Raw genomic sequence first — 13,110 nt, 5'->3', positions numbered from 1 at the left:
GTCTACCGCAAGCTGACGGCTCAATCGACGCCAAGCTTCAGCTCGGCAATGCTGTCGCGTCTTGGGCGGTTGATGACGCCTCGTTCGCTGACCAGATAATCGATCAGCGCTGCCGGGGTCACATCGAACACCGGATTGATGGAGCGTACGCCTTCGGCAGCGAAGCGACTGTCGCCAATCTGAACGATCTCGCTTCCTGGCCGCTCCTCTATTTCTATCTCAGCGCCGGTCGCGACGGCCGGGTCGAAGGTACTTGTGGGTGCCACCACCATGAACTTCCAGCCGTGGTATCGCGCCTGAACCGCAAGGCCGTAGGTGCCGATCTTGTTTACGACATCGCCGTTGGCAGCGACCCGATCCGCGCCGACGATCACCCAGCCCTGCCGGGGTGAGCGCGCCATCATCGAAGCGGCAGCCGAGTCGACAATCAAGGCACATGGAATGCCTTCTCGCTGAAGCTCCCAGCTGGTCAGGCGGGCACCCTGCATCCATGGGCGTGTTTCATCCACATACACCAGGTCGACAAGTTGCTGCTCATGCAGGCTGCGAATGACGCCAAGCGCTGTGCCGTGACCGCCAGTGGCCAGACTGCCAGTGTTGCAGTGGGTCACGATGGGCTGAGCCTGACCGTCCTTGGCGAGGGCGCTGATGAGCTCGGCGCCATGCCGGGCCATGAGCAGATTATTCTGTAGATCCTCATCGTGAATGGCGACGGCTTCAGCAGAAAAGCCCTTGATGAAAGTCTCCGCTGCTTGGACAGAACCTTCGCCCAGCGTTGGCAGCAACTGCTCGAGAACACGATTCATGCGCCGAATCGCCCAGAACAGATTTACGGCCGTTGGTCGGGAGGCGGCCAGTAACTCACTCGCCGCATTCACGGCCACAAGCATCGTTTTTGAACAGGCACTTGAGTGGCCGGCATCGACCGCAGCCTTGGCAGCGAGCACCATGCCATAAGCGGCACTGATACCTATCGCCGGCGCGCCGCGAACGACCATCGTACGAATCGCATCTGCAACGGCATCTGCAGAGTCACATACTATCCATTGTTCCCGCAGTGGCAGGGCCCGCTGATCAAGCAGATGCAGGGCCTGATCATCCCAGCGAATGGCGGTAACAGTATCCGTGGATGTGACGGAAGATCGGGTTGATGATGTCATGGTCTGGAAGTTGCTCCGGCAGATGCGTAGTGGGTACGGGCAGGCTGAATTTCTGTATACTTATGTGACTGTTACAACGCACCGCAGATATCGGATACGAGTAGACATGGAGTATACAGCAAGCGCTCACGCAGAATCACCGACGGCTCCGGCTGGCCCTGGTCAGAATGGCCTGACTGCACTCGATGAGCGTGGGGAGGCACTGAAAGATCGTAGCACTCAGCCGGCGACCGAACTCATCGTGCCGCGCTGGCTTATCACCATGACCGGCGGCGTGGCTCATGTGCAGAGCGAGCAGGCAGTAGTCGTAGCAGGCACTGACATACTCGCGGTCGGTCATGCGGCTGAACTCAGGCAGCAGTATGCATCAACCCGAGTCACCGAGCTGCCCCACCATGTGCTGGTTCCAGGTCTGATCAACGCTCATGGTCACGCCGCGATGACGCTCTTTCGTGGTCTGGCTGACGATCGCGACCTGATGACCTGGCTGCAGGAACATATCTGGCCAGCGGAAGCGGAACACGTCTCCGAACAGTTTGCCAGTTGTGGTGTGGAGCTGGCAATTGCCGAAATGCTGCGTAGTGGTACGACCTGCTTTTCGGATATGTATTATTTTCCCGAGGTCACAGCGAAAGTCGCGACCCGGCTTCACATGCGGGCACAGATTGCCTTCCCGGTGCTGGACTTCCCCACCGTGTGGGCGAGCGACGCCGACGAATACCTGCGCAAGGGTACGCGCCTGCTGAACGAATATCGCGACGATGGACTGATCAAGGTCGCCTTCGGTCCTCACGCGCCCTATACGGTGTCTGATGAACCGCTCAAACGGATTGCAGTACTGGCAGACGAACTGGATGCAGACATACAGGTCCACCTGCATGAGACCGCTTTCGAGGTCGAAGAATCGCTGAAGATCCATGGCAAGCGACCCATACAGCGACTGGCTGAGCTGGGATGCCTGACCCAGAACACGCAGTGTGTGCACATGACACAACTCATCGACAGCGACATCGGACTGCTCCAGGCAACCCATGCCAAGGTCATTCACTCGCCCGAGTCCAATCTCAAACTGGCCTCGGGCTTCTGTCCGGTGCAGAAGCTGCTGGACGCCGGCGTGGTGGTGGGTATTGGCACCGACGGGGCTGCCAGCAACAATGATCTCGACTTGCTGCTCGAGATGCGCACGGCTGCATTGATTGGCAAGGCTGTCAGCGGCAGTGCAGCGGCGGTTTCAGCTTCCGCAGTCCTGAACATGGCCACACTCGGCGGAGCGACAGCGCTTGGTCTGGCTGATCGCTGCGGTAGTATCGAAGCCGGCAAAGCTGCCGATCTGACAGCGATCACCCTGACAGACCCTTCCTCCCAACCCTGTTATGATCTGGTCTCGCACCTCGCCTACAGCGTAAACTCACGTGATGTCAGTGATGTCTGGGTCGGTGGCCGGCGACAGCTGGAGCGCGGACTGCTCGTCAATATCGATACGGACCGGCTGATGGCAGAGGTGGGACGCTGGCGTGAAACCATCGCCAGCAACAGGGGCTGAGCAGGGCCAGATCCTTGCCGCCCCCGGGCTGGGGCCACACCGCCCCGCCCTTTTCTCTTTCATATTTTCAGGGACTTCAGGACAGGATAATGACTCAGCACAGTAGCTCACAGGAACATGGCAGCTCATCCGGGCACAGTGCGGGTGGTCAGCCCCCGGTGGTCAACATGGCCAACGTCGACAATGCCGAAATTGCCAAATTTGATGCCCTGGCTCATCGCTGGTGGGACCCCAAGAGCGAATTCAAGCCACTGCACGACATCAACCCACTCAGGCTCGACTACATCAACGAACGCGCTGAACTCCCGGGGCTCAAGGTGCTGGATGTTGGCTGCGGCGGTGGTCTGCTGAGCGAAGGCATGGCGAGCCTTGGCGCGCATGTGACCGGTATAGATATGGCCGAGACGCCGCTGTCGGTCGCCCGCCTGCATAGCCTCGACAGTGGTGTCGAAGTCAATTACGAGCAGCGGACAATTGAATCTATGCTGCCGCAGCATGCTGGCAGTTTCGACGTCGTCACCTGCCTGGAAATGCTCGAGCACGTGCCAGATCCGGCCGCCATCGTCAAAGCCTGTGCGCAGCTGGTCAAGCCTGGAGGGCATGTCTTTCTCTCGACCATCAACCGCAACCCGAAATCATTTCTTTTCGCCATCGTTGGCGCTGAATATGTGTTGAGACTTCTTCCCCGTGGCACCCATGAATGGAAGAAATTCATAACGCCGGCGGAACTCGGCAAGGCTGTTCGTGCTGCCGATCTCGAACTCCTCGAACTTACAGGGATGACTTACAACCCGATCACCAAGGTGTATAGCCTCGGCAAGGACGTTGACGTCAATTACATGATGCACGTGCAAAGGCCGGACAATGAGTGAGACAAGCACCCGTCTGAAGCAGACACCGGCAGCTGTGCTGTTTGACCTCGATGGATGCCTCATCGACACCGCACCGGACTTCCACCGCGTGGTCAATCTGCAGCGCGAACGCTATCAGCGGGCGCCGCTGGATTACTCGCAGGTTCGACCGGTTGTATCTTCAGGCGCACGGGCGCTGATTGGCCTTTCGTTTGGAATTGACGACAGCCATCACAGCTACTCCGAGAAACGACAGGAGCTGCTCGATCTGTATCTTGAATTCATTCGTGTCGACAGTCAGCTCTTCGAGGGGCTCGAAGCCGTTATCGAATCCATAGAGCGCAAAGGTATCAAGTGGGGCATCGTCACCAACAAGCCGCGCGTCTACGCTGAAGCCCTCCTCAAGGCCATGGAGCAGGATATTCAGTGCGGTGTGCTGGTGTGTCCGGATGACGTCAGTCGCACCAAGCCGGATCCGGAGCCACTTTTTCTGGCTAGCCAGCTGCTGGGCGTCGAGCCCTCTGCCTGCTGGTATCTGGGCGACCACGTCAGGGATATACAGGCTGGTAATGCAGCCGGCATGCTCACCATTGCCACAGCGTATGGCTATGTAGACGCTGGTGAGGATCCCGCCGCCTGGGACGCCGACCTCTGTATACACACACCTGATGAACTGCTCGGCTTTCTCGAGGCGCTCCCGCACGAGTCTGGAGCGCCGCATTGATCATCACCGCAAGGATTTCTCACCATGTTTAGTTATCAGGCACCCAGTGATCTTCTGAAAGAGCGGGTTATCCTCGTCACCGGTGCAGGGTCCGGTATCGGGCGAACAGCAGCTCTGACCTTTGCGCGTCATGGCGCGAGCGTGATTCTCGTAGGCCGCACTATCAGTAAACTCGAATCCGTCTACGATGAGATCGAAGCGGCCGGCGGCGCCAAGCCCGCCATTTTTCCGGTCAATCTCGAAAGCGCACTGACCAATGATTATGATCAGCTGGCCGTGGCGATTGAAGACACATTTGGTCGACTCGACGGCCTGCTGCATAACGCCGGCCTGCTCGGCCAACTCACACCGCTCGAACAATACGATCCCGATAGCTTCAATCGGGTCATGCAGGTGAACGTGCACGCCGAATTTCTGATGACGAGAGCATTGATCCCACTTTTGAAGCAGTCGAAGGATGCCTCCCTCGTATTTACATCGTCCAGTGTGGGCCGCAAGGGCCGTGCTTACTGGGGCGCCTATAGTATCTCCAAATTTGCCGTGGAAGGCATGATGCAGGTACTGGCGGAAGAACTTGGCAGCGCAGTACGCGTTAACAGCCTCAACCCAGGCGGTACCCGCACCCCGATGAGAGCCAAGGCTTTTCCAGGCGAAGATCCGGACTCATTGCCGACGCCGGAAGATATCATGCCAGTCTATCTCTACCTCATGGGGGCAGATAGCCGTGGCATCAGTGGCCAGACCTTTTCAGCCAGAGAGGGTTCAGCTGGCTGATCATCAGGCCTGATAGCCGGCGCGGAGTATCAGCCAACACAACAATCACTTCATTATCTCGACACACAGGGAAGCAGTATGATCAATGTAAGGAAAGTCGCGCCATTCGCGCTCGGCAGTATTCGCAAGGCAGGCCACAAGGTTGGAGCGATAGCGAGTGGATTAGGGCTCGCAGCCATTCTCGGTGGCTGTAGCGGCACGCCGCCGAGCGACCTTGGCGTCGAAGGTGACCGCCTCAAGCCCTGCCCTGACAAGCCAAACTGTGTCAACAGCTTTGCCTCGAAAGACGACACTGACCATCACATCCAGCCCCTGGCTGCAGCGCAGCCGCAGCAGACCTGGCAGATGCTCCAGACGCTCATCAGCGAGACGGGCAATGCCACGATCGTTTCTCAGAGCGAAGGCTATATGCGAGTGGAATACAAGAGCAGCCTGTTCGGCTTCGTCGATGATGTGGAGTTTCTGCTCGCCCCCGAGGCAAAACAGATTGACGTTCGCTCGGCTTCGCGCATGGGCTACAGCGACCTGGGCGTCAACCGGGAACGCATCGATGAAATCAGGGCAGCGCTCGCTGACAAATAGATCAGCGTCCTGATCTAGCCCCGCAGGCCTTGATCAGGGCGTGGCAATGACGGTATCGATGAGCAGTTCTACGGTCTGAGCACCGGGCGTCAGCGTATGCCCGCTCAGGCGGCCCTCAATATCCCCGGCCTGGGCGATTGGCGAACCGGATCGGGATAACCTTGCTATCACATCCACTTGCGGAAACATCGATAGCTTCGCGGCTTCTGTCATCGCATTGCTGTCGCTGAGCGTGACGGCGGCTGGTAAATCAGCGCCAGTGGTTTTCACCACAGCCAGCGGCATCGGCGGCCCTTTGCCCTCTGGTGCCTTGGCCAGAACAAACAGCGTGAGCTCGCCGAGGTCAGTGCCCTTGAGCTGCTCAGCCATTGCCTCTGACAGCCTGGTTTTGACGACTACGGCAGGCCCAGCTGCTGCCTGTTCGGACTGGAGCTGGTCAGGCCCGGCTGCTTCCGCAGATGAGGCCGGCTCAGCTGTGTTCGCTGCCACTTCGCCGCCTGAGGCCAACTGCCGCGCCCGCGCAATACCATCACGTAGTACCGCAGCATCCTTGCCCTCAGGATCTAGCGCCAGAATGCGCTCCCAGAAACCTGCAGCCCGCTCGTACTGACCCGCCTGAAAGCTGGCGATGCCAAGAAGACTCAGGGCATTCAACTCCTCTGGATCATTGGCGAGGGCCTGCTCTACCGCACGCTGTACATCGGGCGTAAGCCGATTGTCACGGAAAAACAGGGCTTCAGCGCGCAAGCCCCACGCGGACCCCAGGCGTGACGAATTGTTTTCTGTCCGCTGCAAGGCCCTGACGAGCTGGGTGTAACTTTCCGCAGCTTCCGAGTACTGCTGCATCGCGGTCAGCGTTCGGCCAAGCAGAAGCCAACCCTCCGGATTGTCCGGATCCTCCGCCAATCGGCGTTCAAGCGTGGCCACAGCCGCCTCCACATCACCAGGCTGCGCGGAAATGGCTGTTCTGGTGTCTTGCAGCCATTGCGCCTGCCTTAACCCGCCGACACTGCCGAGCTGCAGGTACACCAGCAACGCAACAAGCGGAATCATCACGGTCAATATCGCCAGCGCAGGAGCAGCCCAACGCCTCGGCGCAATACGGCTTGGACCGGCATCGCCAGCATCATCCTGGAGCAGACTCGAATCAAGCTCCTTGAGGAGAAGCGAATGCTGATCGGCATCGATGGTGCCCGAAGCCAGGTCAAGTTCCAGCTCTTTTTTTCGATCGGTGTAGAGCGCGAGATTCGACTGCGCTTCATCGGGCAGCAGTTCGGGCTGGCGCTGCCGAATAGATCGCGCGCCGAGAACAGGCATCAAAAGGGCCGCAACAGTGCCTGCTGCAATAAGGAAAAACAGTAACCACAGGGAAAACATCAGTCTCGACGTACCTCATAATCGGCAGCCTGGCGCTTCAGTTCGGCCAGACGCTGTTCATCCATTTCATCAACCTGTGGTGCTGCTTCAGCTGCCACATGGTCACGTCGAGCTTTGACACGGAGCCACCAGAACAGCCCGATCAGGGCTGTGAGCACTGCTGCGGCTGGGCCAAACCATAGAATGGCGGTGCGTTCGTTCACCTGCGGCTTGTAGAGCACGAACTCACCGTAGCGGTCCGTCATATGATTGCGAATGGCTTCATCACTGTAGCCATCTTCGAGCAGACGCTGCACTTCATCACGCAGATCGCTGGCCAGGGGTGAGTTCGAGTCAGCGATATTCTGGTTCTGACATTTCGGACAACGCAATTCGTAGACCAGTTCCTCGAAACGCTCCTGGAGCTCAGGGCTGCTGAACTCGTAAATCGCAGCGGGCAAATGGCCTGAAAGACTCATGACCATCAGCATCATGAGTGTGCGTAATAATCGGGTCATGGCTTCCAGCCTGCTTCAATCAATTGTGGCCGCAGAATATCCTGCCAGACCTTTTCGTTAACGATGCCGATGTGCCGATACCTGAGCAGACCTTCGCTGTCGACTACGTAGGTCTCGGGCGCGCCATAGACCCCAAGATCGAGACCGAGGCGGCCATCCTTGTCGAAGAGCACCAGGCTGTAGGGGTCCCCAAGATCAGTTAACCAGGCGACCGCCTTGTCACGCTCGTCCTTGTAGTCGAGACCAACAATGTTTATACCCTTCTCTTTCAGATCGACCAGGTACGGATGCTCGACCCGACAAGCCGGGCACCAGGTGGCCCAAACATTAATGAGGTAGGGCTGGTCCGGCAGGTCGGCGTTGTTAAGGGTTCGTGTCGGCTCATCCAGTGCCTCGAGGCTGAAATCCGGCACCGGCTGACCAGCTCTCGCCATATCCAGCTGAGTAGGATCGGTATCCATCTGGGCATTGAAGAGAACGACAAGGATGATGAACACCAGAAGCGGGATGAACAGGAGTATGCGCTTTCTCAACAATCAGGCTCCACTGCGAGGGGCTATAGGCTTGAGGACGCTGGCATCGACATCAGACGATGGCGTGATAGCAGGCTCGCCAGGCGAGCGGTCGATGCGCTGGCGAATCTTTAACCGATAGCGTCGATCACTGACTGCGAGTCCACCGCCGAGTGCCATGAAAATGGCCCCTAGCCAGAGCCAACGCACCAGCGGCTTATACTGAAGGCGCACCGCCCAGGCCTGTTCCTTCTCTCCCGACCCCAGGGGTTCGCCGAGGGAAATGTAGATATCCCTGAACAATCCCGGATTGATCCCCGCTTCAGTCATGAGCGAGCTCGAGACCACGTAACGGCGTTTTTCAGGCTTGAGCTCGAACAGCGGCTCTGCACCCTCTCCGACATATTTCATCTTCAGCGCGGCCGGCGATAGTCCCGCCAGCGCTGCCGTTTCTCCAGGTGCCGGGAACACATCGAATGTAGCTGCATCACCGATGTAATTCGGGCCTCGCACCTTCTCCATTCGATCGAACGTCACCAGGAAATCACCGAAAACAGCAGCCTCTCCGGGTGCAAGCCGAACATTACGTTCGACCGTGTAATGAGACACTATCGCGGCGCCCATGATCATTACAGCCAGCCCGATGTGCCCGAAGATCATGCCCTTGTAGCTGCGCGAGGTCTGCTGCCATCCACGCCAGAGTCCCTTGTTCCGGGTCTTTTCACGGATGTCGCTCACGGTTGCACAGCTTACCCAGGCCGCAATGAAGACACCTACCATGGCCAGGAAGAAAAACTCGCCATATAGCCAGGGAATGATCACGGCAGCCACGAATGAAATCGCAGCGTGGATAACGGTCTTGTCCAGCAGCCGCGCCGAACTGGTGGTCTTCCACCGGCTACGCGCACCGAAACCGAGGGCGATAGCCAGCAGCGGGGTCAGGAAGGCGAACATCAGGTTGAAATATGGTGCACCGACTGACACCTCATAATCATAGAACTCAGCGGCGAGCGGAAACAAGGTACCGCCGAGTACGGTCAGCGAAGCGACGAACAATATGATGTTGTTGGCCAGCAGAAAGCTTTCTCGGCTCGTTTCAGTAAAGTGAACACGGCTTTTGATCACCGGCGCACGCAGTGCGTACAGCAGCAATGACCCACCGATGACCACGCCGAGCATCATCAGCACGAAACGGCCCCGCTCAGGATCATTGGCGAACGCATGGACCGAAGTCAGTATGCCGGAACGCACGAGGAAGGTGCCCAGCAGGCACAGTGAAAAGGTGAAAATGGCCAGCAGCACTGTCCAGCTTTTGAAGACACCACGCTTTTCGGTCGCGGCCAGCGAATGCATCAGCGCTGTCCCAGCCAGCCAGGGCATGAAGGACGCGTTTTCGACAGGATCCCAGAACCACCAGCCACCCCAGCCGAGTTCGTAATAGGCCCACCAGCTGCCCAGCGCGATACCGAGGGTCAAAAAAGCCCAGGCCACTGTGGTCCAGGGGCGGGACCAGCGCGCCCAGGTGGCGTCCAGTCTTCCGCCCAGCAGTGCAGCGATGGCAAAGGCAAATGCGACCGAGAAGCCTACGTAGCCCATATAGAGCAACGGCGGATGCACGATCAGGCCAAAGTCTTGGAGCAGCGGGTTGAGGTCCGCGCCATCAGTGGGCGAGTTGGGCAAATAACGCTCAAAAGGGTTGCTGGTCAAGAGGATGAACAGCAGGAAGCCGACATTGATCATGCCGAGCACCGAGAGCACCCTCGCCTTCAGTTCGAGCGGCAGCTGTCGGCTCAGAAGCGCCACAGCTGCGGTCCAGAAAGACAGGATGAGCACCCAGAGCAGCAAGGAGCCTTCGTGACCACCCCAGACGGCGCTGAACTTGAAATACCAGGGCATCAGCGAGTTGGAATGGGAAGCGGCATAGACTACGGAAAAGTCGTCGGTCAGGAAGGCGTGAGTGAGTGCGGCGAAAGACAGTAGCAGCAGTGCGCCATTCACCACCGCCAGCGGTCGGGCACTCTGCTGCCAGAGCGGCACTTTCAGGTAGGTGCCGGCAAGCGGTACCAGAGACAGCAGAACCGAAACGCAGAGCGCCAGAATGAGGGCGAAATGACCGGCTTCAGGAATCACAGGCTGCCATCTTCCGTTGGGGCGCCTGATTCGTGCGCCTTGTCCAATGCGCGCTGCACATTTGGGGGCATATAGTTTTCATCGTGCTTTGCCAGTACTTCGGTGGCTTCGAACACGCCTGCACCATTGAGTTCCCCTGAGGTCACGATCCCCTGCCCTTCTTTGAACAAGTCCGGGAGTATACCAGTGTAGGAGACGGTCACGGTATTCTTGTAGTCCGTCAATGCGAACTGAACCTGAAGCGACTCAGGGTCCCGTCGGACGCTGTCTTCCACCACCATTCCACCGATACGAATTCGCTTCGCGAGCGGCGCTTCTCCGGTGGCAATCTGGCTTGGATTGAAGAACAGATCGATGTTGCTGCGCAGCGCATAGGCTGCAAGCCCGATAGCACTGGAGACGCCGAAGACAATCAGGCCGACGGCCATCAGACGCTGTTTGCGTTTAGGATTCATGACTACTGCAACCTCTGACTTTTGGGTCATGCATGGCTGTTAGCGCCGCGAGATCAGGATTGGCTGGCATCCCTGGCAGCGGACGCTGAGTCCACACCCTGCGCGGACGGTTCAGAGCCCCCTGCGGAGACAGCGTCCAGCCTCGCCAGACGACGCACCTGCTCGAAGGCCTGGGCTCGCTGACGTTTCGCTAACAGAATATTGATGAGAATGACGGCAAAGCCGACGCCATAGGAGAGCCAGACATAAAACCCGTGCTTGCCCATCGCGAAAAAGGCTTCCAGGCTATCGAAGGCAAAGGTCATGACTGCGCTCCAGATCCTGAGTTATTAGCATCGGGCACACCCGTTCCGGCCACCAGCGATCGGACCCAGAGGGTACGTCGTTCACGCCGTATAATCTCGTTACGCGTTCGTAAGAATACCAGAGCGAGAAACAGCGCATAGAACCCGATGATACAGACCAGCAGGGGCATCCACATCTCTGCGGGCATACTGGGTTTTTCAGTTAACTTGAGACTGGCCGGCTGATGCAGCGTATTCCACCAGTCCACGGAATATTTGATGATGGGAATGTTGACCACGCCGACAATGGCCAGCAGCGCGCAGGCCCTGCCAGCTGCCGCCAGATCCTCTATTGCCGAATACAGCGCCATAATGCCGACATAGAGAAACAGTAGTATGAGCATCGAAGTCAGTCGTGCGTCCCAGATCCACCAGGTGCCCCAGGTGGGCTTGCCCCAGACGGCGCCGGTAAACAGTGCGATGAAGCAGAACGACAAACCGATGGGCGCGGCCGAAATCAGCACCACATCTGCCACTTTCATTCGCCAGACGATACTGACGACGCCAGCCACTGCCATCATGATATAGCAGGATTGCGCGACGAAAGCTGCGGGCACATGGAGATAGATAATTCGGTAACTATGACCTTGCTGATAGTCCACCGGCGCGAAGGCAAGGCCCCACACGACACCGAGTGGGACCATTACCAGGGCGACGAAAGTGAAGATGTGCTGCCAGCGCCGGCCACGATCGTAAAACCATTTTGGCGAACCCCAGCGGTGAAACCATCGTTTGAATACAGCAGTCATTGTGTTCTATTCCAGAGACAGGTCAGCATCAATTCTGACTCACACTGATACGCAGTGCAGCCGCTATGGCAAATGGTGCCAGTGCCAGCGCGAGTGCAAGCAGCGCTCCCAACACCGCCAGTTGGCCATCAAACTCAGCACCGGCCTGTGCAGAGAGCACCGCACCCGTGGCGAACAGCAGAACAGGCACATACATCGGCAGAACGATGAGGCTCGTGATGATATGTGCGCCTCTCAGCCCCAGAGTCAAGGCACTGCCGATGCCCCCGATAAGGCTGAGTACAGGTGTGCCCAGCAACATCGACACCAGCAGCACTGGCAACAGATCCGCCGGCAGTTGCAGCATGACCGCCAGTAAAGGCGTCATGAGAATGACCGGTAGGCCGGTCACTACCCAGTGCACGGCTACCTTGCACAGGGCAATGGCAAACAGAGGCTGCCCCGATACCAGCAATTGCTCCAGTGTACCATCCTGGGCATCACTCTCGAAAAGCTGATTGAGCGACAGCAGGGTGGCCAATAGCGCGGCTACCCAGATCAGGCCTGCGGCCGCTGGAACGAGAAAGCTGTCCTCCGGACTGACGCCGAGCGGGAACAGGGTGAGCGCAATAACGAAAAACGCAAGGGCATTGACAAAGTCGGCCGGCCTTCGAAACGCCAGCTTCATGTCGTGTCTGATAACGGTCAGAAGCGTGCTCATGCGCTCTGCCTCAATTCGATCTGGCGCAAATTGGCGATGTCGGGCACGTGATGAGAGGTCAGCAATATGATCCGGCCCTCGGCGGCCAGGGCTTCGAGTCTTCGCTCGAGCAGGACAACGCCATCGGCATCGATGGCCGTGAAAGGTTCGTCGAGAATGCATACCGACGCCTGCGTCAGCGCAAGACGGGCAAGCCCGGCTCTGCGCTGTTGGCCAGCTGACAGGTAGGCGCACTGGGTGTCAATACTCTGTTCCAGGCCTGCCCAGCCAAGTGCTGCCCGAAGCTCTTCTGCGAGCGCCGAATCGGCGCGACTGTCATGGTGATTGAGACGATACCAGAACAGCAGATTTTCAAGGGGGGTCAGCAAAGACTTCACGCCGCTGCGGTGTCCGATGAAGCAACAGCCGAGGCCACTCTGCGACCAGTTCATGGTGCTGCCTTCGACACCCAGCTGCATCGGGACCGCCTCGGCACCGACCAGGCTGACCACCACACGACCAGCCTGCAGCGGCGTCAGGCCGGCGAGACTTTTCAGCAGCGTCGTCTTGCCCGCGCCGTTGGCACCACGAAGTTGACAGATTTCGCCTGCCTTCAACTCGAAATCGAGCCCGGAATACAGTAGACGGTCGTTGCGTTCGCAGCCAAGGCCTTGTGCGCTCAGGAGACTGACTTTAGCGGACAACAGCCCTCGCTCCTCATGAAACTAGCGGC

General features: G+C 58.3%; 15 protein-coding genes. 5 read left to right on the top strand and 10 right to left on the bottom strand.

What is annotated here, in order from left to right; genetic code table 11:
- Positions 1 to 20: 20 nt before the first annotated feature.
- Positions 21 to 1,160 (bottom strand): S-methyl-5-thioribose-1-phosphate isomerase, encoded by a 1,140-nt coding sequence (mtnA, locus tag ABD735_RS03220; protein WP_344803217.1) that lies wholly within the window; start codon positions 1,158 to 1,160, stop codon positions 21 to 23.
- A gap of 106 nt (positions 1,161 to 1,266) precedes the next feature.
- On the opposite strand from mtnA, the gene ABD735_RS03215 reads away from it, so the two are divergent.
- The 5 genes from ABD735_RS03215 (at position 1,267) to ABD735_RS03195 (ending at position 5,634) form a co-directional block, all read left to right on the top strand.
- Positions 1,267 to 2,703, top strand: coding sequence for a TRZ/ATZ family hydrolase (locus tag ABD735_RS03215; RefSeq protein WP_344803215.1), 1,437 nt, complete (start codon positions 1,267 to 1,269; stop codon positions 2,701 to 2,703).
- Between the two features lie 167 nt (positions 2,704 to 2,870).
- On the top strand, positions 2,871 to 3,575 hold the full coding sequence (gene ubiG / locus ABD735_RS03210) for a bifunctional 2-polyprenyl-6-hydroxyphenol methylase/3-demethylubiquinol 3-O-methyltransferase UbiG (RefSeq protein ID WP_344803792.1): 705 nt from the start codon (positions 2,871 to 2,873) through the stop codon (positions 3,573 to 3,575).
- Complete coding sequence (locus ABD735_RS03205; protein WP_344803213.1) at positions 3,568 to 4,278, top strand: HAD family hydrolase; 711 nt, start codon at positions 3,568 to 3,570, stop codon at positions 4,276 to 4,278. Before ubiG ends, ABD735_RS03205 begins: the two co-directional genes overlap by 8 nt.
- A 24-nt stretch (positions 4,279 to 4,302) precedes the next feature.
- Positions 4,303 to 5,052, top strand: coding sequence for a YciK family oxidoreductase (locus ABD735_RS03200; RefSeq protein WP_344803211.1), 750 nt, complete (start codon positions 4,303 to 4,305; stop codon positions 5,050 to 5,052).
- Between the two features lie 78 nt (positions 5,053 to 5,130).
- Entirely contained in the window at positions 5,131 to 5,634 is a 504-nt protein-coding gene (locus ABD735_RS03195; protein WP_344803209.1) for a DUF1499 domain-containing protein, read from the top strand.
- A 33-nt stretch (positions 5,635 to 5,667) separates the two neighbouring features.
- On the opposite strand, the gene ccmI is transcribed toward ABD735_RS03195, so the two are convergent.
- Genes ccmI through ccmA form a run of 9 tightly spaced genes read right to left on the bottom strand, consistent with a single transcriptional unit; the run spans position 5,668 to position 13,081 of the window.
- The gene (gene ccmI, locus ABD735_RS03190) at positions 5,668 to 7,011 is read right to left on the bottom strand and encodes a c-type cytochrome biogenesis protein CcmI (RefSeq protein WP_344803207.1); all 1,344 of its coding nucleotides are present in this window, start codon (positions 7,009 to 7,011) and stop codon (positions 5,668 to 5,670) included.
- Positions 7,011 to 7,508, bottom strand: coding sequence for a cytochrome c-type biogenesis protein (locus ABD735_RS03185; RefSeq protein ID WP_344803205.1), 498 nt, complete (start codon positions 7,506 to 7,508; stop codon positions 7,011 to 7,013). Before ABD735_RS03185 ends, ccmI begins: the two co-directional genes overlap by 1 nt.
- Positions 7,505 to 8,041, bottom strand: coding sequence for a DsbE family thiol:disulfide interchange protein (locus ABD735_RS03180; RefSeq protein ID WP_344803203.1), 537 nt, complete (start codon positions 8,039 to 8,041; stop codon positions 7,505 to 7,507). The genes ABD735_RS03185 and ABD735_RS03180 overlap by 4 nt, the downstream gene beginning before the upstream one ends.
- 3 nt (positions 8,042 to 8,044) lie before the next feature.
- Positions 8,045 to 10,150, bottom strand: a complete 2,106-nt coding sequence (locus ABD735_RS03175; RefSeq protein WP_344803201.1) for a heme lyase CcmF/NrfE family subunit — start codon at positions 10,148 to 10,150, stop codon at positions 8,045 to 8,047.
- On the bottom strand, positions 10,147 to 10,605 hold the full coding sequence (gene ccmE / locus ABD735_RS03170) for a cytochrome c maturation protein CcmE (RefSeq protein WP_344803199.1): 459 nt from the start codon (positions 10,603 to 10,605) through the stop codon (positions 10,147 to 10,149). Before ccmE ends, ABD735_RS03175 begins: the two co-directional genes overlap by 4 nt.
- Positions 10,606 to 10,658: 53 nt before the next feature.
- Entirely contained in the window at positions 10,659 to 10,910 is a 252-nt protein-coding gene (gene ccmD / locus ABD735_RS03165) for a heme exporter protein CcmD (RefSeq protein ID WP_344803197.1), read from the bottom strand.
- The gene (locus tag ABD735_RS03160; protein WP_344803195.1) at positions 10,907 to 11,698 is read right to left on the bottom strand and encodes a heme ABC transporter permease; all 792 of its coding nucleotides are present in this window, start codon (positions 11,696 to 11,698) and stop codon (positions 10,907 to 10,909) included. Before ABD735_RS03160 ends, ccmD begins: the two co-directional genes overlap by 4 nt.
- A 28-nt stretch (positions 11,699 to 11,726) precedes the next feature.
- Positions 11,727 to 12,398, bottom strand: coding sequence for a heme exporter protein CcmB (gene ccmB / locus ABD735_RS03155; RefSeq protein WP_344803193.1), 672 nt, complete (start codon positions 12,396 to 12,398; stop codon positions 11,727 to 11,729).
- Positions 12,395 to 13,081: a heme ABC exporter ATP-binding protein CcmA gene (gene ccmA / locus ABD735_RS03150; protein ID WP_344803191.1), complete on the bottom strand. Its 687-nt coding sequence runs from the start codon at positions 13,079 to 13,081 to the stop codon at positions 12,395 to 12,397. The genes ccmB and ccmA overlap by 4 nt, the downstream gene beginning before the upstream one ends.
- Positions 13,082 to 13,110: the final 29 nt, after the last annotated feature.

Origin of the sequence: Allohahella marinimesophila, assembly GCF_039538005.1 — a bacterium.
Lineage (GTDB): Bacteria > Pseudomonadota > Gammaproteobacteria > Pseudomonadales > Oleiphilaceae > Allohahella > Allohahella marinimesophila.
This window is presented reverse-complemented; position numbering and strand designations above follow the sequence as displayed.